This is a genomic window from Idiomarina sp. 29L (assembly GCF_004123135.1).
Lineage (GTDB): Bacteria > Pseudomonadota > Gammaproteobacteria > Enterobacterales > Alteromonadaceae > Idiomarina.
The window spans coordinates 51,099-75,652 of the sequence record NZ_SDJS01000002.1; the positions used below are offsets into that span (position 1 = coordinate 51,099).

A 24,554-nucleotide genomic window follows, 5' to 3' on the forward strand; every position below is an offset into this window, starting at 1 on the left:
ATTATTTTACGCAGTAATATGACTGAGGAGTCTATCTATGGGTCCGTTTTCGACACATAGCAAACGCTTGTTTGTTGCCGTAAGTCTGGCAATAAGTTCAAGCTACGCCAATGCACAACAGTTGCCCGAGCAATGGCAAAAAACTGTGCAGCAACACCCCAGTGTTGAAGCCGCTCAACAGCAGGCTGAAGCGCTGATCCAACAGGGCAAACAATTAAATCAGCCTTTGTACAACCCTAGCTTATCGTCACGCTTAGAGCGCGAGGGTGACATCAATAATTACGCTGTTGGTCTAAGCCAGACGCTGGACTGGAGCACTCGCAATGAAGCAAGGGCCAGTCAGAGTGACGCCATGACGGCTATGGCAGTGAGTATTTATCGCCAGTCGGCGACATCGCATGCTAAAACTTTGTTGAATGCCTATGTGCAATGGCTGGACGCAAAACAGCGTTACGCACTGGCTGAGCAGCAAGAGAAAATCGTTAAACAGGCGATAAGCCTGGTTGCCGAACGACGTAAAGCCGGTGACTTAGGTGCCGTCGACGAACAACTGACGGTACTCGCGCTAAGTCGGCAACTGCAACAAACGGCAGCGGCTTATCAACAACTGCAATCCGCTGAAGCAGAGTTAAACGCTCTGCTAACAACGTCTGATGTCGGTCAACTCTCCATTAATGAGGAGCTATTTAACGTTGAACCTGCGTTAACGGCTCGTTGGCAACAACATCCAGCGTTAAAAGCCGCTTACCTGCAATGGCAATTAAAGCGCGCCGATGTCGACTGGAAACGCTCGTTAACCACCGCCAACCCAACCGTAGGCGTCGAAGCGGGCGAGAGCGATAACGAAACAGTAATTGGCTTATCATTCAGCATTCCACTACAGGTTCGCAATAACTACAGCGATGCGGTGCGCGCAGCCAATAGCGAAGCTGTTGCTGAAGAAAAACGTTTGATTGCACTAAGGCAACAATGGCAAGCAGCACTGAAATCGTCTCTTAACAATTATCGTTTTGTGAAAAAACAGTGGCAAAGCTGGCAAAGAGACTTTCAATCTCGGCAGGATGAGTCGATGCAGGTGATTGAGCAGTCCTGGCTCGCCGGTGACCTATCCACCACAGACTACCTCACCGCTGTGCAACAGCAGCTCGATAGCCAATTTGCAGGGATAGCGCTGCAAACACAATATCGGTTGGCCGCCATTGAATGGTTGTACCGTTCGGGCGAACTCAGTAAAGCACTGACGTTATCGCCGTTAAGCCAGCCAACAAACGCAGAGATTGGAGAGTAAACGATGTCAGTAAAACCTTTATACGCAGCAATAGCACTTGCGCTGAGCTTTTCGGTTATGGCGCAGGATGAACACGGACACGACGAAAAAGAAGATACCCACAAGGAAGAAGGCAAACACGAGCAAGGTGAACATAAGGAAAGCTCAGGCGTGGAGCTATCCAGCAAGCAGCTATCCATGGCAGATATCACCACGCGAACCTTGCAAACTCAAGTCATTGAATATCCGGTTTATGCCCCGGGCGAGGTGGTTGCTAACGACTTTAATAGCTATATCGTGAGTCCGCGCATCGATTCGACCGTTCTCAAACGTTTTGTCAGTATTGGCGATCACGTCGAAAAAGGTGAGCCACTGGCAACCCTCTTCAGCGCCACCATGGCGGAGGCGCAAAGTCAGTATTTGGTCACACTTAACGAATGGCAACGCGTGCAGTCACTCGGTGAGTCAACGGTGGGTGAAAAACGCTTTGTCGAAGCGAAAAACGCCTTTACCTCAGCGCAAGCGCAACTCAAAGCATTTGGTATGTCAGCCAGCGACATTAAGCGTTTAAGTAAAGCTAACTACCCTATCGGCGAATACCAACTGACCTCAGAAATTGGCGGGATTGTGGTTAGCGATAACTTCAAGCAAGGCCAGCAAGTTAATGCCGGTAATCACTTGGTTGAACTGCTGCAAGAAGAAACCTTGTGGGTTAATGCTCGTCTACCAGGCTCAGCTGACCTTAGTGTGCAGTTTGGTGATCCTGTTACAGTGAGTGTCGACAATCAGCGCTTTGCGGCAAAAGTCATTCAGGAAGGCCACACAATAGACCATAAAACCCGCACCCGAACGGTACGACTTGCGGTAAATAACGAAAAGGACCAATTACACCCTGGTTTATTTGCGGATGTTTATTTCTCAGTCAAGTCGGATGGACCGGTGCTTGCAGTTAAGGACTCAGCCTTAATGCGGGCCCCTGATGGTGACTGGCAGATATTCATTGAGCACGAACCCGGAAAGTTTGAACCGAAGAAAGTCGAATTGGTTGATGAAAAGGGTCCGTGGAAAGTTATTCGAGGCGTTAAGGAAGGCACAAAATACGTAGACAACGGCGCGTTTTTCGTTCGCTCACAAATCGCTAAAGGCGGTTTTGACCCACATAACCACTAACAGGAGGTTGTATGTTTCAGCGCATTATTCAGTTTGCTGTCGCCAATCGCCTGTTATTGGTATTGGCTTTATTCAGCATCAGCATTGCGTCATTTTTTATTATTCCCAAACTTAATCTGGATGCCTTTCCCGATGTTACCAACGTTCAGGTAACGGTAAATACGGAAGCACCAGGATTAGCAGCGACCGAAGTCGAGCAGCTTATTACCTATCCGATAGAGTCGGTGATGTATGCCCTGCCCGACGTCAAAGAAGTTCGGTCAATCTCAAAAACAGGTTTATCGGGCATTACCGTGGTATTTGACGAGAGTGTCGATATCTACTTTGCCCGGCAACTGGTATTCGAGCGGCTGCAAGCGGCAAAGGAGTTGATTCCAGAGGGAGTCGGCACGCCCGAAATGGGCCCTAACTCTTCCGGTCTCGGCCAGGTTTATCAGTATCTGCTACTTGCCGAGCCGGGCTCTGGTGTCAGTAGCATGGAGCTACGCAGTCTTAACGACTATGTGGTTAAACTGCTACTGATGCCCGTTGAGGGAATTACCGAAGTCTTGTCCTTTGGCGGTGAAGTTAAGCAATATCAGGTTAACCTCAATCCCGCCAAGCTGCTGTCTTACGACCTTACCCAGCAAGATGTGATGAGCGCGGTCAACAAGAATAACGGTAACGTTGGTGGTTGGTATATGCCCCGCGGTCAGGAGCAGTTGGTTATTCGCGGCACCGGCTGGCTGGAAAGCGGTAAAAAAGGCCTGCAACAAATACGACAAATACCGCTCAAAACCGTTGACGGCGTTTCCGTAACACTGGGACAGGTTGCCGACGTCGAAATCGGCAGTGAAATTCGCCAGGGGGCGGTCTCAATGTCGCGTAAAGTCGACGGCGAGGTCAACCAGTTGGGCGAAGTGGTGTCGGGTATTGTGCTCAAACGCATGGGCTCGAATACCAAAGCCACCATCGACGGTATTAAAAAGCGCATTCCGCTTATTCAGCAAGCATTACCCGAGGGTGTCACCTTTGAGCCGTATTATGATCAGGCCGATTTAATACAAAAAGCCGTATCTACGGTCGCGTATTCACTGCTCATTGCCTTTGTGTTTATTATCGCAGTATTAGCACTGTTTTTGCTCAACATACGCGCTACTTTTTTAGTGTTACTGTCCATTCCCGTTTCTATCGCCATTGCCCTGATGGTAATGTCCGCGATGGGCATGTCGGCTAACCTGATGTCGCTGGGCGGGATTGCTGTTGCCATTGGTATGCTGGTCGACGGCTCCGTGGTGATGGTTGAAAATATCTTTAAGCACTTAAGTCGTCCGGATAGTGAACACCAAGACGACGCCGAGCAACGCACAGAGCACCGCGACCCGGATCCTCAGGCAGCCAAACTCGATAGTCATGGTATCAAGCTGCGAGTTAAGGAAGCGGCTAACGAAGTGGCACGACCGGTATTCTTTGCCGCCATGATTATCTTGGTGGTCTTTATGCCACTGTTTAGTTTTCAGGGTGTTGAAGCTAAATTATTTGAGCCCATGGCTATCAGTATTATGTTGGCCATTATCTCCGCGGTTTTTGTGGCCATCATGGTTGTACCGGCATTAGCCAGTTACTTTTTCAGTCGGGGTATTAAGCCTCGTGAAAATAAACTGCTTAAACCACTAGATAATGGTTATAAAAGACTATTATCGGTGGCGTTACGCAGTAAAAAGGCTGTTATTACCCTGGCCGGTGTGCTGTTTGTCGGCGCTTTGGTGTTAGTGCCTCGTCTCGGCACCGAGTTTGCGCCTGAGCTAGAAGAAGGCACGATTAATATTCGCGTGACATTAGCCCCCTCCTCTAACCTTGAAACGGCCTTAGAGGTGGCTCCGAAGCTTGAAAAAATCCTGATGTCGTTCCCGGAAACCACCTACGCACTCAGCCGCATTGGACGAGCCGAAGTGGGCGGCGATCCAGAGCCTATCAGCAACATCGAGATATATGTGGGTCTTAAGCCGCAGTCTGAATGGACAACAGCATCGGATCGCTACGCCTTACAAGAAAAAATGGAGGCAAAACTAGATGATCACCCAGGCTTGTTGTTTAATTTTTCACAACCTATTGCAACACGGGTTGATGAACTGCTCTCAGGTGTAAAATCGCAGCTAGCCATCAAACTATTTGGACCCGAGCTTGACGTGTTGGCCCGTAAAGGCCAGGAAATAGAAAGTGCCGTCAAGCAGGTTGACGGGGCCGTTGCAGTAGCGATGGAGCAAATAAAAGGTGAAGCACAACTGGTGGTTTCGCCGAAACGCCAACAACTCTCACGCTACGGCTTAAATGTCTCCGATGTACTTAGCGTTGTCGACAATGGCTTGGGTGGCGCTTCGGCAGGCCAGATCATTCGCGGTAATGAGCGCTATGATATTTACGTGCGGTTGGCCAAGCAATTCCGCGATACGCCGGAGTCTATTCGCTCGTTACGCTTGTTAACTCCCTCGGGGGCCTGGGTAACCTTAGGCGAAGTCGCCAACGTTGCAATTGAATCAGGACCACCGCAAATCCGTCGTGATGATGTACAGCGTCGCGTTGTAATTCAATCGAACGTTCAGGGTCGTGACATGGGCAGCGTGGTTGCCGATATTAGGAAGGCGATTGACGAGAAGGTGGATTTACCAACCGGTTACTCAGTCGACATTGGTGGCCAGTTCGAAAGTCAACAACGAGCACAGGAGCGCTTGTCCATTGTCGTTCCCATATCGCTGGCACTCATCGCCCTGCTGCTTTATTTTGCTTTCGGCACCATGGGTCAAGCCATGTTGATTTTGGTGAATGTACCGTTGGCAGTCATCGGTGGTATTGTGGCACTCTATGTGTCAGGACAGTACTTATCGGTGCCCAGCGCCGTGGGTTTCATCACACTGTTTGGTGTGGCGGTACTAAACGGTGTGGTTCTGGTCGAAAGTATAAACCAGAGAATAACCGATGGGCATGCAGTTAATGATGCCGTGTTTGATGGCGCATGGTCGCGACTACGCCCGGTATTAATGACGGCAATAACCTCAGCGTTAGGACTCATTCCCATGCTGTTTGCAACCGGCGCAGGCGCTGAAATTCAGCGTCCATTGGCCACCGTCATTGTTGGCGGTTTGGTGTCTGCGACATTGCTAACACTGGTTATCTTACCCGTGCTCTATCCTTGGTTTTCGAAACAAAAAATTAAGGATCTGAGCCGTTAGGGTTCAGCACTTAAGGGGGCGGTTATTGCCGCCCCTTCTACTACAAAGAGGAACGTATTATGGGGCATCACCATAACCATGATCACTCAAAGGACATGCCGTCCAACCGATTAGGGTGGGCATTTGTTCTTAACTTTGTTTTCACCATTATCGAGTTTATTGGTGGCTTTCTTACCAACAGTACCGCCATTTTAGCTGATGCCGTTCATGATCTTGGCGATAGCTTGTCGCTTGGCCTGGCGTGGGTACTTAATAAGCTGGGCAAAAAACAGGCTAACCAACACTTTACCTACGGTTATAAGCGACTCAATCTTGCCGGTGCATTTATTAATGCCGTTGTTTTAATCGCAGGCTCTGCCTGGGTACTTGTGGAAGCGATTCCCAGACTCTGGAACCCTCAAATGCCCATCGCTGATGGCATGATCGCTTTAGCCGTCGTTGGCATTACAGTTAATGGATTTGCCGCTTACAAATTGTCAGAGGGCAAAACGTTAAACGAACGCGTTATTAACTGGCACTTGCTGGAGGATGTTCTCGGCTGGGTTGCTGTACTTATCGTTGGTATTGTTTTGTTGTTCGTAGACTGGCCAATTCTCGACCCTATATTGTCGATTGGCTTTACTCTATTTATTTTAGTGAATGTGCTGCGCAACCTGTGGGCAACGCTGAAACTCTTCATACAAGCAACTCCGGACAAAAAAACCTACAGACAAGTCGCTGACGCTTTACTGGAGCTACCTCATGTTGCTGACCTACACCATTTGCATTTTTGGTCACTAGACGGCGAGGAGCATGTATTAACCGTTCATTTGGTGTTAACTGAAAATCTTGATATCGAGGCCCGTAGCGACTTAAAACAGCACATCGATAACGTCCTTGCGCCCTATGCTCTAAGCCATACAACGGTAGAACTCGAAGATCCTGATGAAGCCTGTAGAGACAACTGATAATGAGTGCATTATTTTTAATGAAAACACTGGGCTTATTTATCGCCACCGCAATTGCTGAAATTGTCGGTTGCTATTTACCCTACCTATGGCTCAAAGAGGGTCATTCCGTTTGGTTGCTCATTCCGGCAGCAATAAGTTTAGCCTTATTTGCTTACTTATTAACACTTCATCCGGCGGAAAGCGGACGCGTTTACGCAGCCTACGGCGGTATTTACGTGTTAACCGCCATAGTGTGGCTGCGAATTATCGATAAATCGCCTTTATCCAGCTTCGACTTGATTGGGACGGCGTTTGTGCTAACCGGTATGGGGATTCTTGTGTATGGCTGGCGTTAGCTATAAAGCAATTCAGTTAAAGAACTCCGCTCAAAAGTTTTACTACACAGACTAACGCACCTTATGTTTGTCCGTGGTAGCGTCCTCAACCCCGTCATTAAGCGAGGCCATCAGTGGACAATAGACATCTCCGTGTCTGGAGCTGCATTTTTGCACCAGCTCATTCAACGCTCGTTCAATTTGCTGTAAGCGCGATATCTTTCGACGAACACTGGTGAGCTTTTGCTCTCCAAGCTCCCGTGCTTCATCGCAATGAGCGCCATCTTGCAGAGTTAATAGCTCACCAATTTCATCCAGACTAAATCCGAGCCATTGAGACGCGCGAATAAAATGAAGCCGAGCAAGCGCTTGTTCGTCGTAATGTCGGATTCCCCCATACGGCTTCTCCGGCTCGCTCATTAGCCCTCGGCGCTGATAATAGCGCACCGTTTCCACGCCCACGCCGGCTGTTTTGGCCAGCGTGCCAATTGTCATTACGTTGCGTTTTTTTAACATAGCTATTGCTTCCGTAGTGAGGTACGGGTCTAAGATTAACACATTAAAGCAAAATGCCCGAAGGAGTTACTCTTATGTCAAATTCAAAATCTGGTCGGGGCTCTCTTCTCGCGGGAGGGATCGCAGCGACTCTGGCATCTGCGTGTTGTCTGGGTCCCCTCATATTACTTGCACTCGGTGTATCCGGGGCCTGGATTGGGAGCCTCACAGCACTTGAGCCTTATCGACCCATTTTTATTGCCATTGCATTGATTGCCATATTCTTTGCCTGGCGTCGAATATACCGGCGTGCTGATGACTGCAACCCTGATAACACCTGCGCAACGCCAAATGCTCGTAAGAGCTACAAAGTGATGTTTTGGCTCGTTGCGGTGCTTACTTTAACAGCATTGGCTTACCCCTATGTTGTTCCTTTCTTTTACTAGGAGGCAATACACGATGAAAAAAACAATGATAACAACCATTTTATTTTTACTGTTTAGCATGCCCGCATTGGCGGTTGAGAAAACGGTTACGCTATCAGTACCCGGTATGACATGCGTCACCTGCCCAATTACTGTCAAAGCTGCACTTGGCCAAGTTGCAGGTGTGAGCGCCGTCGATGTCCGTTTTGAAGAGCGGGATGCAACCGTGACATTCGACGACGAAAAAACGTCAGTTAAGCAGCTCACTGAAGCAACGACAAATGCAGGATACCCATCAACACTGAAAGCAACGGCACCAAAAAATCAGTCATGAAACATCACAATGCCTTATAGCTGCTGTAAAACTGAAAGACCAAGGAGTAACCGTTATGAGTAGTAACAATTTACACATTGCTGTCATTGGTAGCGGCGGCAGTGCGATGGCTGCGGCACTCAAAGCGACCGAGGGAGGTGCCCGAGTGACGCTCATTGAGAGAGGTACTATTGGCGGAACTTGTGTCAATATTGGCTGTGTCCCGTCTAAAATCATGATCCGAGCGGCTCATATCGCCCAACTGCGGCGAGAAAGCTCTTTTGATAAAGGCTTAAGTACTCATACTCTTAAGGTAAATCGATCAGCTCTCCTCGAGCAACAACAGGCTCGGGTAGAAGAACTCCGTGAATCCAAATACCAGAGTATTCTTAGAGAGAATTCCGCCATTACCGTTATTAACGGCGAAGCCCGCTTTATAAACGATGAAACTCTTTCCGTATCACTTCGCGATGGCGGTGAGCAAACGGTTTACTTTGACCGTGCTTTTATCGGCACCGGGGCCCGACCCGCACACCCCCCCATCCCCGGCTTAGCTGAAACCCCTTACCTTACTTCGACAAGCGCATTAGAGCTAAATGACATTCCTAAGCGCCTCCTTATTATTGGAGCCTCGGTCGTTGCTCTTGAGTTAGCACAAGCCTTCGCGCGTCTCGGTAGTGAAGTTACTGTTTTGGCCCGCAATCGGGTGTTATCCCAAGACGAGCCTGCCATTGGTGAAGCAATAGCGACTGTTTTTGATCGCGAAGGCATCAATGTGCTTGAGCATACAGAAGCCAGCGAAGTGCGTTACGACGGACAACACTTCATTCTCAAAACCAATGCCGGAACATTAAAAGCAGAACAACTGCTCGTGGCCACAGGCCGTACGCCCAATACGGAAAACCTCGATTTAAAAACCATCGGTGTACAAACTGAACGCGGTACAATAACGATTAACGAGCGCATGCAAACCTCTAACTCAAGAGTATATGCGGCAGGCGACTGTACGAATCAGCCGCAGTTTGTCTATGTCGCCGCCGCAGGCGGCAGCCGAGCCGCTATTAACATGACGGGCGGTGATGCGCATCTTGATCTCAGTGCAATGCCCAAGGTTATCTTTACTGATCCACAAGTCGCCACGGTGGGTTTATCAGAAGCTGATGCTAAAACTGGTGGTTACGTCACCGAAAGCCGCACGTTGGGCCTTGAAAATGTCCCACGGGCATTGGTTAACTTCAATACCCAAGGGTTTATAAAAATTGTCGCAGAGAGTGGCAGCGGCCGACTGCTCGGTGTTCAAGTCGTCGCAGGAGAAGCCGGTGAGTTGATTCAAGCTGCTGTAATGGCGATAAGAGCAGGAATGACAGTCAATGAGTTGGCTGATGAGCTCTTCCCATACCTTACGATGGTAGAAGGCTTAAAATTATGCGCTCAAACGTTTACTAAAGATGTTAGCCAATTATCTTGCTGCGCTGGGTGAGATAACCTAGCTTAACTTCACTGGACAGTTACCAATATTTCGGGTTTAGCTGCTGGTTGGTGATAGGTTAAGCTAGTTCAGGAGTGATAATAGTTGTTATAAGCACTTTTTTTTCATTCATATTAGCTCTTATTTGTCTCACTTATTTGACAATAAGTTTTCCTAGATACCTTTGCATCTGACAATGAAAATCGTATTCTCCGGTCTTTAATACTGGCAATTCGATCAACTTTAACTTATTGGTCGGTAAAGTATCGCTGATCCCCAGATCAGGAATAAGCAAAGTTTCAGAGCAACAGATTTAAAGGCTTCCAGTTTGACAACAATCTCATTTAGCCGTTTTCATTTGTTTATTATATAACGTTACAATTAGCCAGCCAGTAATCATAGCTCCCAAGGACCACCCGAATAATCCCGTAACAAATCCACTAAAACTCAAATGCCACTCGAAACCAGAGAGTTTTCCGTGAACCATGCCTTCTGTTAAAGCCATCATGCTAGAGGGCATAATAAGCACTAGCAAGCTACAAACTCCCGATAAAACTGCGAAAGCACCGCCAGCTGCTAAGCCAAATTTCTTTGCATTAAGTTTCATAACTTCCTCCTTAAAAATACCGTTGTAAATTAGATATATTGAAAAAGTACCGCTACTTGCACACTGCAAGTAGCGGCATTTCCAACGGAGAGCTTAATCTCTACTACATTTCCTTTTTTTCTTCACTCTGATGTTCCATCATCTGCTCCATCATCATTTGCATCATATCCATTCGATGTTCCATCATTTTCATTTTATTCATCATATGCTCTTTGCCCATTGACTCTGCTTGCTCTCCCTTTGTATGTTCTCCCTTGTTCATACCCTTATCCATCCCATGGTTCATCATTTGCATGCCCTTCTGCATTGACTTCATATGTTTTTGCATGAGTTCTTTACGCTTCTTGGGGTCAGATTCGCTTTTTATTTCTTTCATAGCATCGCGCATTTCCTGCATGTGCTCATGCATTGATGTCATTTTTTCATGGTGCATCATTCCACTCATTGAACCTTTTTTATCATCGGCATGTTTATGCTGAGCATCAGCAAAGACAGGAGAGGCCATTAAAGCTGTGATAGTTAAAGCTGAAAGTACTTTTTTCATTCTATTACCCTCTTGATTATGACCAAATTGTATTGGTTTCATTAATTTGACGTTATTTCACTATAGTTAAATCTTGGAACCCACGCTGACGTAGATCCCATATAACGGCAGTATTCATCGCCGAATTCTTCAATGCCTTCGATGAAATTGAATTTCATTGAATCTAGCGGAAAACTTTTAAAATTCTCATTGTGACCTGCCCGTTTTGAGCAATTTAACCAGCAACAATTTTTCCCCGATACATTTGCATCTGGCAGTGAAAGTCGTACTCTCCGGGTTCTAGTGCTGGTATTTGAATTAGCTTTAATTTGTTAGAAGGTAGCGTTTCACTGATTTCCAGCTTCGGAATGAGCAAAGTTTCAGAACAAGGCGATTGATCCTTCCGCAGGAACTTAAGTTCAACCGGTTTACCTTCAGGTATTTTTATTCTCGAAGGTGAGTAGGTACCGTTTTCGACGACAATCACCAAATCTCCTTCTCCCAGCTTCATCTGCTGGGGCGTGTAAAGCCAAAACCACCAGATGATCAGTGCTATCAAAGCAATACCAGCAATATTAATAAATAACATGTTTATTCTCCTGAAAGCGCCAGTGTTAGAAGGTGCATTAATGTTTCTTGGCTTTGAAAAAGCGCAACCGATTCGCGTTGCTCACTACCGTAAGCGAAGAAAAAGCCATGGCGGCGCCCGCAATAACCGGGCTCAACAGCATTCCAAAAAACGGATACAGAACGCCTGCGGCAAAAGGAATACCTGCTACGTTGTAAATAAAAGCACCAAATAAGTTTTGCTTAATATTGCGCAGTGTCGCCTTGCTCACCGCAACCGCATCGGCAAGCCCGTGCAACGACCCACGCATCAATGTAATATCGGCACTTTCAATAGCAACGTCCGTCCCAGTGCCAATAGCGAAACCTACATTGGCAATAGCTAGTGCTGGCGCATCATTAATACCATCTCCCGTCATGCCAACGATTTCGCCTTCCATCTGCAGCTCCTGAACCTTTTTTGATTTTTCTTCCGGCAGAACTTCAGCGAAAAATTCTTTAATTCCTACTTTTTCAGCAACTGCTTCTGCTGTCGCGCGATTATCACCAGTAAGCATCACTACTCGCACACCGTTATCTTGCAAACGTTTAATGGCGGCTACGGAGTCGTCTTTTATCGGGTCGGCAACTGCAATAATTGCAGCTAACTCATTATCAACGGCAAAGTACATAGGCGTCTTAGCTTCAGCAGCTAAGCCTTGGGCTTTTTCAACAAAGTTACCGAGCTCAACTTGACGTTCACGCAACAGCTTTTCATTACCGAAAAGGAGGGACTTCCCGTCAACTTCTGCCTCCACGCCATGACCAGCGATGGCGTTGAAGTTCGAGACCTTACTTGTCTTAATCCCTCTTTCCCTGGCTGACTCAACTATCGCCTGTGCTAGCGGATGTTCAGAGCCAGACTCAAGTGTCGCTGCAAGTTGCAGTACGGTTTGCTCATCGTACTCACTCGCTACTAATACGTCGGTGACTTTAGGAGAACCAAGTGTAATGGTGCCCGTTTTATCCAGGATCATAGCCGATACTTTCGACGCTGTTTGCAATGCTTCGCCATTGCGAATCAGCACACCTGCCTCTGCGGCTTTTCCTACACCCACCATTACCGACATAGGCGTCGCCAGGCCTAATGCGCAAGGGCAAGCAATAATCAAGACAGTGGTCGCTGATACCACAGCAAAGGCCAGTGCCGGCTCAGGCCCAAAGTTAAGCCAAGCTAGAGCACTGATAACAGCGATAATCATAACGACTGGCACAAAGTAAGCTGAAATAATATCGGCAAGACGACCGATTGGGGGCTTAGAGTTTTGCGCCCGTTTCACCATGTTAATAATTTGAGCAAGTGCTGTATCTTTTCCGACTCTTGTCGCTTGAAACAAAAAGGAACCACTTTTATTTATCGTGCCCGCCACAACGTCATCACCAACTGATTTTTCCACGGGCATGGGTTCACCCGTTAGCATAGATTCATCAACGGTGGTACTTCCCTCTATAACTTTTCCATCAACAGGGATTTTTTCTCCGGGACGAACACGTACTACGTCCTCCTCGAGTACGTCTTCGATAGCGATATCCAATTGTTTATCGGCACGAATCACCCTTGCGGTTTTCGCCTGCAAACCAATGAGACGTTTTATGGCTTCGGACGTGCGCCCACGAGCTTTCAGTTCAAGTGCCAGCCCCAAATTGATCAAACCGATAATCATTGCGGTCGCTTCAAAGTATACGTGACGCGCCATTTCCGGAACCAGGTGCGGAACCAATACAACCACCATGGAATACAACCAGGCGGTACCAGTACCAAGTGCGATCAGCGTATCCATATTAGCGGAATGATTTTTCAAAGATTGCCAGGCACCGACGAAGAAGTGTTTGCCCGAAAAGTAAAGTACACCTAACGTTAGAATACCTACGACTAACCATGTCACACGCTCTGTGGCAGTGGTCACCGTCATTTCACCAACAAAAAGGCTATAAATCATTAGGGGGACACCTAACGACAGCGCAACGGTCATCTCCCGCATCAGCCGCTTGTAATAAGCCCAGTCGGCTTGCTCTTTTTCTGCCAACGCATCACCGTCACTTTCGGACGTGGCTACTTTAGCGCTATACCCCGCCCTCTCTACTGCTTTCACTAAAGCGCTCGGATTTGCTGTTCCAGTCACACTGACCGTTCGCTGGGCAAAGTTCATCTCTGCATTTTCCACGCCGGATACAGACTTTAATGCATTTTCGATTTTGCCAACACAACTCGCGCAACCGGCTCCCTCGATAATGAGTTCCTCAATGGAACGACTACGAACGTCCTCAGTTTTTACACCCATACCAGTGCTCCTTATTGACGGGAAACGAGCCAAGCAACAGCTATTTCCCGTAAAGTACCAACGATAAAACCGTCACTCACTACATATCCGAAAATCGGTTCGCAGTTTGCACCATTCGTTTAATTTCATTTTCTTCAACGCTCTTTACCGTTTCTAACAGCTCTTTTGCGCTGTCTATATCAACACGGGAATATAGGTGTTCATACAGTTCTATGACTTGCTCATGATGGTTTACAACCTTCTCCATAATGTGATCGGTATCTAACTCTTTAAAAGGCGAATCGCAGTGCCCATGCTCAACGATGGGATGTTTCCCAATATAGTCATAACACCAAGTGTCTAATGCATTTAGGTTGGCTGTATTCAAAAAACCTTCAACCATTCGCTCTAAGCTAGCTTCATGACCCGACACGTAGCTTAGAATCATCCGAGCTCGTTCATCTTGGTTTTGTTTAGAGCAGTGAGTCACACACTCCTTCAGGTTTTTGTGGAAATCAACGGTCCAACTCAGTACATCTTTGATTGTTTCTATTTGCATTTTTTACTCCTTACCTATAATCAATTGTTACTTTCGTTTGCTTTTGGTACGTGGCGGGCTTCTGTGGCAACTCCACGGTGTATGCTCTGCATTATCTTTAATATTTTGATCAATAAATTTGTAGTATTCCTCTTTCAAGTGAGTCCACCAGCCACTATTTATTTCAACACCAAATATTCCGAGCTTTTCCTCTATCATAGTCAGATCGACTTTAGAGGCATCATAAGCGACCGATAACAAGTTCTGGTCAGAGTCGTAGGCAACGCTATCAAGACCAACCAAGCGATCGATTTCGTTAATCGCTTCGCGAACTTTTTTCACACTCTCAGTGTTTAGCTTTAACGTGCGATTGACTAAGTTAATTTCCCGCACTCCGGCTCTATGATCGTTAGTTGACATCAGTACTGTCCTATTTATTAAAACTACCAATATGCTTCAGTCGACGTTGCCGCGATATTAACGTTGTAACGAGAGTTCTTTATCAGTCGCTGCTCGTTTGTCGTGAACCCAAAGCAATTCATCTATTGGCGAGATACAGACTAAGCCCTCGTTAGATACCCCGGTATGGGCCGCTTCAACTACCAAAAACGCAACGTCACGCGCGTCATCACTGTTCACATAAACTTCGAGCTGTACGTGCTCAACTAAGTGATCATCGTTATAACTATCGAAGTAATAGCCTCGACCTCGAACAGGAAACAATGTAAAGCCGCTAACGCCACACCCAACCAGAGTCTCCTCCACTGCGTCTTGCCGAAGTTGATCAAAAATAGCGGTGATTTTAGATAGGTTCATATATTCTCCTACAAGCCTTAAGTCACTTAACTTAAGAGCTCTATCTAGCATGATTAAATTTCGAAAAAAGTTTTAATTGAAATTCAGCAGGAGCTATTTCGGAGGATAAAAAATATCAAAAGACATTTGCTTAACATTCCCTTCATATGAAAGAGGATGCTGCAAGTAACCAATTGACTTTATTGGTAAATTGAACGGAATTAATACTAAAGGTGAGCTTGCAGAGTTGCACTCCGCATCCATTAAACATGTATCAGCAGAGTCAGTTAAACAATAACAGCACGTTTTACTGGCAGGTTGTTCGTCGTCATCACAATGAATGTTGCTTTTTCTCTCGTTTGCAACATCTGCCTGATTAACGTTGATTACGTGCTCTGCGCTGGAGGCAGTATTATGGACAGGAGCAGCTGGGAAGGATAGTTGAATCACTATTCCTAGCATAAGCACAACTAAAAATTTTGTTTGAGCCATATGTGTGTCCCCAATCCCGAATTTTAACCTAGCATACTTGTTAGCGCACATCATTGATCAAGATCAATGATGTGCGTCTCTTAACTAAAATAATTGGTCTTATACACGCTTAACCTTTTGCCCACGCCACAAGTAGTAAACAGCAGGTAATACGAGCAAGGTTAAGATAACAGCGCTGATCATTCCTCCAACCATTGGCGCCGCTATTCTACTAACCACCTCAGCCCCAGTCCCTGTACTAAACATTATAGGCAATAAACCAGCAATTGTAGAAACGGCCGTCATCATGACGGGGCGAACACGAAGTCCAGCCCCTTCCATTACGGCAAGAGAGAGACCGTCTTTCGTTAATGCTTTACCATGCTCTAACTGACTTTTTTCATATTCATTATAGGACTGGTTTAGGTAAGTCAGCATTAGTATTCCTATTTCTACAGTGACACCTGCTAGAGCTATAAAACCAACCGCTACAGCAACTGAGAAATTATAATCTAAAAGATACATTAGCCAGATTGACCCCACCAATGCGAGAGGCAAAGTTCCCAATATAATGGCTATTTCTGTAGCGTTTCGAAAGTTCATATATAAAAGAACGATAATAATCGCGAGCGTTAACGGAATCACGTAAGTCAGTTTTTCCTTTGCCCTTTCCATATATTCGTACTGCCCGGACCAGGTAACTGAATACCCTGCTGGCAACTCGAGTTCTTGTTCTACAACCTTCATTGCTTTTTCAACATAAGTGCCGACATCAACTCCCTCAATGTCGACAAAAGTCCAGCCATTAAGTCTTGCGTTTTCGCTTTTAATTGCCGGCGGTCCAAGTTCAACGTAGACATCAGCCACATCCGCCAAACTAATACGCTGCCCGTTTGGCGTAACTAAAGGTAGCTTCTTTAATTCTTCCGGCGAATCACGGTAATCTTGAGGGTAGCGCAAGTTTATTGGGTAACGTTCAAGCCCTTCAATGGTCTCTGAAACATTCATTCCACCAATAGCCGTGGCAACGACCTGCTGCACATCCTCAATGTTCAAGCCGTAACGTGCAGCCTGCTCTCTTTCTATGTCAACTTTGACATAGCGTCCACCTGCCACTCGCTCTGAATAAACAGAAGCCGTACCATCGACATCATCAAGTATTGCTTCAAGCTGCTGCCCTATCGTCTGAATTTCATTAAGATCGGCTCCGGCAACTTTTATACCTACCGGCGTTTTGATACCTGTCGATAGCATATCAATGCGAGTTTTAATGGGGTAAACCCACGCATTGGTCAGCCCCGGAAACTTTACAAGCGCATCCAGTTCTTTTTTCAACTTCTCAGTGGTCATACCGTCTCTCCACTGATCTTTCGGTTTCAGTTGAATAAAGGTTTCAATCATCGTTAGGGGTGCCGGATCAGTGGCGGTATCCGCTCGACCAATTTTGCCAAAAACCGTCTTCACTTCTGGTACTGTTTTTATAAGCTTGTCGGTTTGCTGCAACAGCTCCCTTGCTTTACCAATTGATAATCCGGGATAGGTAGTGGGCATATACATCAAATCGCCCTCATCCAAATCTGGAATAAATTCACTACCAATTTTGTCAATCGGCCAGACACCAACGGCCAGGATAACAAGCGCTCCGACAACTGCTGTCTTGGGGTATTTCAAAATGCCTTTTAAAAGCGGTTTATACCCGGCGATCAATAACCGGTTAAGCGGGTTTTTCCCCTCAGGTGTTACCTTTCCTCTGATAAAATATCCCATCAACACAGGGATAACGGTAACCGCTAAGGCTGCACTGGCTGCCATTGCGTAAGTTTTCGTGAAAGCAAGCGGAGAAAACATCCGCCCTTCCTGGGCTTCTAAGGTAAATACCGGCATAAAGCTGACGGTAATAATGAGCAAGCTAAAGAAAAGAGCAGGGCCCACCTCTGAAGCAGAGGCGGCAACCACCCGCCAGCGGTTCTCTGCTGTCAGTGGCGTTTTTTCCATATGCTTATGCATATTTTCAATCATGACGATGGCACCATCGAGCATAGCGCCAATAGCTATTGCGATCCCTCCAAGTGACATAATATTCGCGTTAATTCCTTGCCAATACATGACAATAAACGCGGTTAAAATACCCAAAGGCAAGCTGATAACGGCAACCAGCGAGGAGCGCACATGGAAGAGAAAGATGACACAGATAAACGCGACAATCGCGAGTTCTTCTATTAAACTTTTCCAGAGACTTTCCACAGCATCCGAGATAAGCCCCGAACGATCATAGACAGTGACTATATCGACACCTTCTGGTAGCCCAGACTTTAATTCTTCCAACTTTTGTTTAACGCCATCAATCGTTTTTTGGGCATTTTCTCCGAAACGCATTACCACAATACCACCCACGGCTTCTCCCTCACCGTTGAGTTCGGCGATACCGCGTCTCATTTGGGGGCCCACACCCACATCAGCAACGTCTTTAAGCAATAATGGCGTGCCATTTTCATCAACGCCAAGCGGGATACTCTCTAAGTCTGACACACTATCAATATAGCCTGAGGCCCGGACCATATACTCAGCTTCCGCCATTTCAACCACCGACGCCCCCACTTCCTGATTGCCTCGCTGGATAGCATTTTGTATGTGAGCAAGAGGAATATCGAATGCGCGCAGCTTCTCCGGATCCACTTTCACCTGGTACTGCTTTACCATCCCGCCCAGGGCGGCAACTTCTGAAACCCCCTCGACCGTTTGCAGTTCATACTTTAAAAACCAATCCTGCATACTGCGTAACTCACTCAAATTGTGGTTACCCGTGCGATCAACCAAGGCATACAAATACACCCAACCAACCCCTGTTGCATCAGGGCCTAATTGCGGTCTTGCATTAGAAGGCAGTGTCGGAGCAACCTGAGACAAATATTCCAGTACTCGCGAACGCGCCCAGTAAGCGTCTGTATCTTCGTCAAAAATGACATACACATAGGAGTCGCCGAAAAACGAATATCCACGAACGGTTTTAGCGCCGGGGACAGACAGCATAGCGGTTGTTAATGGATAGGTTACTTGATCTTCTACCACCTGCGGCGCTTGACCCGGATAGCTGGTTTTAATGATCACCTGGACATCCGACAAGTCCGGCAGTGCGTCTACGGGCGTATTCTTGACCGCAAAAGCACCAACACCCACGAGGATTAATGTCGCCAAAAGAACGAAAAAACGGTTACTCACTGACCATCGAATGACTGACTTAATCATGGTTATGCTCCTGCTCTGTCACTTGTTTTTGCTCAGGAATATGAATCGATGTGAGCTGGTACTGTTGCTTCCCGACTTGCGTTATTTCCGCATGCAAGGATAACCCCGTGCTAAGCTGAGAAAGTTCAACATCCGAAGCAACATCGAAGTCCATCGTCATTGCAGGCCAGTCCCATTCAGAAATCTCACCGTGCTCCAGCGTAACCATCGAGTGCTGAGGCATAACATTTTTAACGGTTGCTTCAACCCAGACAGCTTGAGCTGCTGCGTCACTTGACATACTGCCATGGCTCTCGTTATCAGCATCAGTGTCATGTTGCATGCGCTTAAAGTCAGAGGATTTACTGGACTCAGAATCAATCAAAAACTGAGCTGAAGTAACGATGTCATCACCTGCCATAAGACCCGATAAAATTTCAACTCGCGAGCTCCCTAACCGCCCAACGTCAACATTAACTGATTTAAATTTCCCATCACCCAGTGCCAGTACAACTCGGTTCGAACCACCCATTCGGATAAGCGCTTCTTTAGGGATGATTAAGTTTTTGTCGCCTAAACCAGCCTTAATGTTAAGATTCGCAAACATGCCCGGTTTTAAAAAACCATCTGGGTTGTCGAAGTGAATTCGAACTTGTCCCGTCCGAGTTTTAGGGTTAAGTGACGGATAGACATAATCAACCTTTCCTTGCCACTCTTTACCTGGAGCATACTCAAGGTTCATTTGAACGTCATTGCCTACCTCAACCTGGTTCAATTGCCGCTCAAAGACTTCTGCAATAACCCAAATTTTATCCAGTTGAGCAATGGTCATTAAATTCATACTCGGCGTTACAAACGCACCTTCACGCACAGTCAGTCTATCCAATACCCCGGACTGCTTTGCTTTTACCGTGATTGTTTTCTGAATTTTACGAGTTTCTTTTAACTTCTTAATCTCAGATTCAGAGACTTGCAGAGCTCTTAAGCGTTCTTCAGCAGCATCTAGTAGAACCTGATTACCTCGCTGCGAGGCTAGTACAAGCTCCTCTTGAGCATTAACCATTTCCGGTGAGTAAATACTGTATAACGGTTGGCCTGCTTTAACAGAGTTACCGACCGCTTTTACAAAAAGGTTTTCAATCCAACCTTCAACACGAGGACTTACTGTTAATACTCGGTCCTCATCAAACTGAACATAGCCAACTGTTTCGATATCTAGGTTGAGTCTCGAGGACGTGACGGTTGCAGTTGTAACCCCAAGGTTATTAATAACGTCGGGATCAATTCTCACCGTACCAGGTGAACTCTCTTCTGCATCATCGCCATAGTAAGGAATAAGGTCCATCCCCATTGGAGACTTTCCTGGTTTGTCTCGACGATAATTGGGATCCATCGGAGCCACCCAATATAACGGCTCTTTTTCTGCATTGCCCGATGAACGCTCAGACACTTCAGTCGATTGCATTACATAGCCAATAGCGCCAGCGCCAACTGCAAAGCCTACAGCTAAACTTATAAGAGATTTGGTGACTGTTTTCATTTTACACTCCTGAAAGTAATAAGTAGTTTGCTTCGGCAATCAATTTTTGGCGGTTGATGGCGATTGCTAATGCATCAATTTTTGCGTTGACTTCCGCAATCTGTGACCGTACCGCCTCGGCAAAGTCGCCATCATCATTGTTGTAGGCAGTCAATGCGGCTTCAGACTGGGCGGACATTTGTGGAAGTAGCTCTTCGTGATATAGGGCAGCACGTTCATTCAAACGGTTCAGTTGTAAAAACGTACTGCGTAAATTGGCTATTAACTGCCTGGCAACCAATAACTTCTCAGTTTTTTTTGCTTCCGTTTTAAACTTTGCTGAGCGTACCTGCTTATCCTGTTTGTTATCAGTAAATAAAGGGACATCGAACGTAACCCCGGCTGACAGCAAGTTGGCACGGTCATTGCCGCTTGGATCGTCGTTTCTATGGCCATATTTCAGATTGGCTGACCATTGCGGTTTATAACCTTGCTGAGCGAGCTCGACAGACGTCTCCGACGCCAAAATGTCTTGATCGGTCGCTTGCAAAACCGGGTGTTCTTTTATCAATTCGTACAAGGCTTGTTTCGGTATTGTCGAAGGTGACAGCAATGTCTTCTTCAGCGTAAGACTCGGAAGGTCATCCGGTAACCTTGATTTCGCTATAACACCTATCCATTCCGACAGTTCGCTTTGAAGTCGCTCCTCTTTTTGTCGCAGTAATGTCAACCGATCATCCAGGCGTGTAAGTTCAAGTTGGGCTCTAATAACATCTTGCTGCCGTGCTTTTCCCTCGGTACTGGTATAACTCGCCTTAGCGGTTGACACTAACTGTTCAAAAAGCGCTCTATCCGATTCAATCAAGCGGATACTTTGCTGAGAGAAAAAGACATCTAACCACAACTTAGTGACCGTTGTTTTGACTTTAGCAATGCGATCCGCTCTCAAAAACGGTTGTTTTTGAGCTAATTGGTTTTTCTGCTTACGAGACAACGATAAAGTGTCTCCTCTGGGAAATGCTTGTGAAACACCGACGACTAACTGGGTCATCCCTTCCTGTCTTGAACTAAAACTGTCAACAGGGAAACTGGCAGCCGTGAATGATATTTTAGGGTCAGGCAAACTGGAAGAGGCTATCGCTTCACTCGCGAATGCCTCTTGGGTTTGCTTACTTGCCGTTAACCAAGGATCTTCTTGTACAGCGATACTCACTGCTTCTTGCAAATTCAAAAGTGGCTCTTGTGCACTAACAACATTTGGCACTACTGCAGTCAGAACACCTAAATAAGCCATTCTTCTTAAAAGTTTCATATTGTTACTCTCAAAAACTGTGAATTTTTAGATTCAACACAGACCAAGCTATGAATCAGAGCGTAACGAGGACGACGATCGGCGTCGTAACAACAATGAGCGAACCAAAGCTTATAGCTGTGCTTTTACCTGAGCGATAGACGCGCCAGGATCGAGAAATCCCGTATTTTTAAGAGTGGATTGGGGGGCGGAAAAGCGAGAGTGAGTGTTTTTCTTTAATATTCGTATCTAAGAATGAGGTTGCGTTAAAAAGCAGCTTATCAACAGGCGGAACCGTCGATTGCTCAGAATAAACGACAGTAATTGACGGACTGTAACAATGTCGCATCATTGAATCAGAGCAACAATTATCGGTAAGAGAGTGCGACACTTCGCAATCAGCAAGATCACAAACCTGCTCAGTAGAATCGTGCATACAGGCCTCTTCCGTACTGATAGTTTGTGAAAATGACATTGTTGTTACTGCTAATAGCAATAGAGCAATGATTAAACGATACATGAGAAGTTCTGCTGTAAAAACATGCTTGAAGTATATATCTTTTTGCTGATAAGGATCAATCAATTAAAAGAGGTACTCATTGCGAGGTAGTCAATCCAGGTGGCGATACGACTACTATATCACCACCCAGATTTACGACTAACTTAGGCGATTTTAAAGTCTAAATACCAAAGTCATCGAACTTTATGCGTTCTCGCGGAATACCAAAGTCAGCAAGAGACTTTAACGTTGCTTCTAGCATCGGCGGAGGACCACACACGTAAATATCTAATGTTTCTTTGTTTTTGCCGGCCAACCACTTCATTGCGGTTTCGTGCACAAAGCCAGTTGGTCCAGTCCAGTCATCCGACTTGGCGCTCTCAGAAAGAACAGGTATATAAGTTAACCGCTCTTCTCTTTCAAACTCGTTTCTATAACAGAGTTCCTTTTCATATCGAGCACCGTAAAAGAATATGCAACGACGAGGAGAATCTGCTGCTAATTCACTTTGTATTAACGATCTTAACGGTGCAACACCTGCGCCGCCTCCAATAAAGACTTGCGTGTGACTATTTTGTTTCGTCAGCTGAAAGTCACCAAATGGTCCTACAGCATCGACACGCGCACCAGCCTCCAGATTACATAGGTAGTTTGAGCCGATACCCGGGGGAATCCCTTCACTTGGCGATGGCAGCTGCCTTATGTTAAATACAAACTGAGTCGGGTGAGGCCGCGTAGCAACCGAGTAATGCCGTGACAATATTTCGTTTATATGTGGAATACGGAACTGCATAAATTGCCCGGCTTCATAACTAACGGGATCTGAACTTACAAAAGTAAGCTCCATAATGGATGGAGTGAGTTGCCGCTTTGAATCAAGTGTTAAAGCAATATCATCGACTCCGGCATTATGCAGCTTAACGTCATAATTGGATGACGTTCTGTGTTGACAAGATAGGCGCGTTCCTGCTTCTAATTCGTTGGCGCTCAATAACGCTTTATCAGCTGCTTTCGGGCTGGGTATATTGCTGCCTTGCAGTGTCACTTTACATAACCCACAGGTACCGCCTCCGCCACAATTACTCGCAATTGGTTGCCCTTTCTGCTGAAAATATTCTAACCACGTTTTCTTACGTTTTGGATTAAAGTCACCGTTAGTAATATTTCGGCCTAAGAGAATTAAACCGGATAATGAAAACCAAAGAGCGAATAATCCAGCACTCCATATCAATAGATGATTAAAACTTCGACCGCCCGTGTAATCCATAAAGTGCAGACGAAACGCCCAGTCAGCGATTGTCCATGGCGTATTACGATGTTCCACAACCCGGGATGACGCTTCATCGATATATATTCGGGTATTAAGATCATCCTCGATATCAATGCGGAATCCTGAGGCATTCCAGCCATTCACTTCATCGCTTCCCTTGACTCTTTCAACCCTTTCAACCTGGCCCGGTCCATTGTAGCTATTCAGCGCTAGCTGAGTCGCCAAAGCTTGGTCCGTAGACCACCGTTCACCGGTATCTGCGTTGAAGTAAAGCAAACGTCCATCTGGCAGAGACACCTGATACTGACCTACCCCGGCAACACTGACCAGTTCAATGGAGTGAGCTAAGGGGAATCGTTGATGCATTTCAGTAACATCGATTTGAGGCGCTATTTTTTTAAGTGGGGGTTCAGAGTTTTTTGAGACCATATATTGGTGGCCTGACATTCCGTGATGTCCGGTTAAGCTAAAAAATAACCCACTCACTAGCCACAAAGCGACTTGAATCACTAAAACCAAACTCACCCAACGATGAAGCCATTGCATAAACCTTATCATTGAGCACCCCCAGTCGATTTTCTCTTAAACGTAATCGTATAAAAAAGCAGGACAGTGCCCGTTATCATTAAAATAAACGTACCGATAATAAAGCCCTTTAACCACCAGGTCTCGATATCCACACGCTCGTCGTAGTCCATTATGTGTAACATCCAGGCGATATCAAACCCCCGCCAAAACGTATGTCGCTTTACCAAAAGCTCCCCGGTCGTTTCAGATAAATACAGACTGGTATTACCGAAATCGTCATAATTTACCTGCCAAATCGGTAACAAAGCACCACTCACTTCTGTTGGTGGGTTATCAGTCATGTAAACGACCGATTCAATAGCGTCGGGATCCTTCGTGTAATATTGATTCGCTAACTCTTTAATGTGTTGTTCGGTTATATCAATACGCTGCAGCGACTCCGCATTAACTAAAAACGCTCCCTCGTTACTCTCTATTTTATACACCGGCTGTAACTTCTGATTCAGCCATACGCTTTTTAACGACGTTTTTCGTGTTTCTGGATAGCGGCTCAACAGGTCATTTAAGCTTGATATTTCAACACCTTTCGGTATTGGCTGGCTTATATCCTGAACTAAGTGATCACCATGAATATAATCCAAATCGAAGAACACCATGTAAGCGCCACTGATTGTCCAAATAACCATTTGCAGGCCAAAAATCAAAGATAGCCAACGATGCCAAACTCGCCAGCTACTGGAGCGTTTCTTTTGAGTCATACCCTACCTCAAATTTAATAAAAAAAAGCTGCCGCTCCCAGGGAAAAGCGAC

Annotated in this window: 24 protein-coding genes; 8 read left to right on the plus strand and 16 right to left on the minus strand. The window is 46.2% G+C overall.

Going from position 1 to position 24,554, the window contains the following annotated elements:
- Nucleotides 1–37 precede the first annotated feature (37 nt).
- From EST55_RS04020 to EST55_RS04040, 5 genes are read left to right on the plus strand one after another with little or no spacing between them, the layout of a single operon-like run.
- Nucleotides 38–1,288, plus strand: coding sequence for a TolC family protein (locus EST55_RS04020; protein WP_006956205.1), 1,251 nt, complete (start codon nucleotides 38–40; stop codon nucleotides 1,286–1,288).
- A gap of 3 nt (nucleotides 1,289–1,291) precedes the next feature.
- The gene (locus tag EST55_RS04025; protein WP_129496589.1) at nucleotides 1,292–2,437 is read left to right on the plus strand and encodes an efflux RND transporter periplasmic adaptor subunit; all 1,146 of its coding nucleotides are present in this window, start codon (nucleotides 1,292–1,294) and stop codon (nucleotides 2,435–2,437) included.
- Nucleotides 2,438–2,448: 11 nt separating this feature from the next.
- The gene (locus EST55_RS04030) at nucleotides 2,449–5,646 is read left to right on the plus strand and encodes a CusA/CzcA family heavy metal efflux RND transporter (RefSeq protein WP_129496590.1); all 3,198 of its coding nucleotides are present in this window, start codon (nucleotides 2,449–2,451) and stop codon (nucleotides 5,644–5,646) included.
- Nucleotides 5,647–5,705: 59 nt separating this feature from the next.
- A complete protein-coding gene (locus tag EST55_RS04035) occupies nucleotides 5,706–6,593 on the plus strand; it encodes a cation diffusion facilitator family transporter (protein ID WP_092857844.1) in 888 nt (295 codons plus the stop codon).
- 2 nt (nucleotides 6,594–6,595) lie between these two features.
- A complete protein-coding gene (locus tag EST55_RS04040; RefSeq protein WP_100690630.1) occupies nucleotides 6,596–6,931 on the plus strand; it encodes a YnfA family protein in 336 nt (111 codons plus the stop codon).
- A gap of 51 nt (nucleotides 6,932–6,982) precedes the next feature.
- Here the strand turns inward: EST55_RS04040 and merR are convergent, their stop codons facing one another.
- On the minus strand, nucleotides 6,983–7,426 hold the full coding sequence (gene merR / locus EST55_RS04045) for an Hg(II)-responsive transcriptional regulator (RefSeq protein ID WP_100690631.1): 444 nt from the start codon (nucleotides 7,424–7,426) through the stop codon (nucleotides 6,983–6,985).
- 74 nt (nucleotides 7,427–7,500) lie between these two features.
- Between merR and merT the strand changes: the two genes are divergently transcribed.
- The 3 genes from merT to merA are packed head-to-tail and all read left to right on the plus strand — an operon-like array spanning nucleotide 7,501 to nucleotide 9,623.
- A complete protein-coding gene (gene merT, locus EST55_RS04050) occupies nucleotides 7,501–7,851 on the plus strand; it encodes a mercuric ion transporter MerT (RefSeq protein ID WP_034734507.1) in 351 nt (116 codons plus the stop codon).
- A 13-nt stretch (nucleotides 7,852–7,864) separates the two neighbouring features.
- A complete protein-coding gene (gene merP / locus EST55_RS04055; protein ID WP_034818174.1) occupies nucleotides 7,865–8,164 on the plus strand; it encodes a mercury resistance system periplasmic binding protein MerP in 300 nt (99 codons plus the stop codon).
- Nucleotides 8,165–8,180: 16 nt separating this feature from the next.
- Entirely contained in the window at nucleotides 8,181–9,623 is a 1,443-nt protein-coding gene (merA, locus tag EST55_RS04060) for a mercury(II) reductase (protein ID WP_276318893.1), read from the plus strand.
- A 142-nt stretch (nucleotides 9,624–9,765) separates the two neighbouring features.
- On the opposite strand, the gene EST55_RS12390 is transcribed toward merA, so the two are convergent.
- From EST55_RS12390 to EST55_RS04135, 15 genes are all read right to left on the minus strand, one after another.
- Complete coding sequence (locus EST55_RS12390) at nucleotides 9,766–9,906, minus strand: cupredoxin domain-containing protein (protein ID WP_153849795.1); 141 nt, start codon at nucleotides 9,904–9,906, stop codon at nucleotides 9,766–9,768.
- Nucleotides 9,907–9,951: 45 nt separating this feature from the next.
- Complete coding sequence (locus EST55_RS04070) at nucleotides 9,952–10,218, minus strand: DUF5676 family membrane protein (RefSeq protein WP_129496591.1); 267 nt, start codon at nucleotides 10,216–10,218, stop codon at nucleotides 9,952–9,954.
- Nucleotides 10,219–10,321: 103 nt separating this feature from the next.
- A complete protein-coding gene (locus EST55_RS04075; protein ID WP_232709823.1) occupies nucleotides 10,322–10,762 on the minus strand; it encodes a hypothetical protein in 441 nt (146 codons plus the stop codon).
- Between the two features lie 214 nt (nucleotides 10,763–10,976).
- Nucleotides 10,977–11,330, minus strand: coding sequence for a cupredoxin domain-containing protein (locus EST55_RS04080; protein WP_100690635.1), 354 nt, complete (start codon nucleotides 11,328–11,330; stop codon nucleotides 10,977–10,979).
- A gap of 37 nt (nucleotides 11,331–11,367) precedes the next feature.
- Entirely contained in the window at nucleotides 11,368–13,629 is a 2,262-nt protein-coding gene (locus tag EST55_RS04085) for a heavy metal translocating P-type ATPase (protein ID WP_100690636.1), read from the minus strand.
- Nucleotides 13,630–13,708: 79 nt separating this feature from the next.
- A complete protein-coding gene (locus EST55_RS04090; protein ID WP_100690637.1) occupies nucleotides 13,709–14,167 on the minus strand; it encodes an ATPase in 459 nt (152 codons plus the stop codon).
- 27 nt (nucleotides 14,168–14,194) lie between these two features.
- The gene (locus tag EST55_RS04095) at nucleotides 14,195–14,566 is read right to left on the minus strand and encodes a hypothetical protein (protein WP_034818188.1); all 372 of its coding nucleotides are present in this window, start codon (nucleotides 14,564–14,566) and stop codon (nucleotides 14,195–14,197) included.
- Between the two features lie 57 nt (nucleotides 14,567–14,623).
- Nucleotides 14,624–14,962, minus strand: coding sequence for a P-II family nitrogen regulator (locus EST55_RS04100; RefSeq protein ID WP_034818190.1), 339 nt, complete (start codon nucleotides 14,960–14,962; stop codon nucleotides 14,624–14,626).
- A gap of 93 nt (nucleotides 14,963–15,055) precedes the next feature.
- Entirely contained in the window at nucleotides 15,056–15,433 is a 378-nt protein-coding gene (locus EST55_RS04105; protein WP_129496592.1) for a hypothetical protein, read from the minus strand.
- A gap of 99 nt (nucleotides 15,434–15,532) precedes the next feature.
- Nucleotides 15,533–18,658 carry an efflux RND transporter permease subunit gene (locus EST55_RS04110; RefSeq protein ID WP_129496593.1) on the minus strand — a complete coding sequence of 1,042 codons (3,126 nt, stop codon included), beginning with the start codon at nucleotides 18,656–18,658 and terminating at the stop codon, nucleotides 15,533–15,535.
- Nucleotides 18,651–20,177, minus strand: a complete 1,527-nt coding sequence (locus EST55_RS04115) for an efflux RND transporter periplasmic adaptor subunit (RefSeq protein ID WP_129496594.1) — start codon at nucleotides 20,175–20,177, stop codon at nucleotides 18,651–18,653. Before EST55_RS04115 ends, EST55_RS04110 begins: the two co-directional genes overlap by 8 nt.
- Before the next feature lies 1 nt (nucleotide 20,178).
- Nucleotides 20,179–21,468, minus strand: coding sequence for a TolC family protein (locus tag EST55_RS04120; protein WP_075610849.1), 1,290 nt, complete (start codon nucleotides 21,466–21,468; stop codon nucleotides 20,179–20,181).
- A 169-nt stretch (nucleotides 21,469–21,637) separates the two neighbouring features.
- Nucleotides 21,638–21,922 carry a hypothetical protein gene (locus tag EST55_RS04125; protein WP_240665243.1) on the minus strand — a complete coding sequence of 95 codons (285 nt, stop codon included), beginning with the start codon at nucleotides 21,920–21,922 and terminating at the stop codon, nucleotides 21,638–21,640.
- 205 nt (nucleotides 21,923–22,127) lie between these two features.
- The gene (locus tag EST55_RS04130) at nucleotides 22,128–23,774 is read right to left on the minus strand and encodes a PepSY domain-containing protein (RefSeq protein WP_100690642.1); all 1,647 of its coding nucleotides are present in this window, start codon (nucleotides 23,772–23,774) and stop codon (nucleotides 22,128–22,130) included.
- Nucleotides 23,771–24,502: a membrane protein gene (locus EST55_RS04135; RefSeq protein WP_006956236.1), complete on the minus strand. Its 732-nt coding sequence runs from the start codon at nucleotides 24,500–24,502 to the stop codon at nucleotides 23,771–23,773. The genes EST55_RS04130 and EST55_RS04135 overlap by 4 nt, the downstream gene beginning before the upstream one ends.
- Nucleotides 24,503–24,554: the final 52 nt, after the last annotated feature.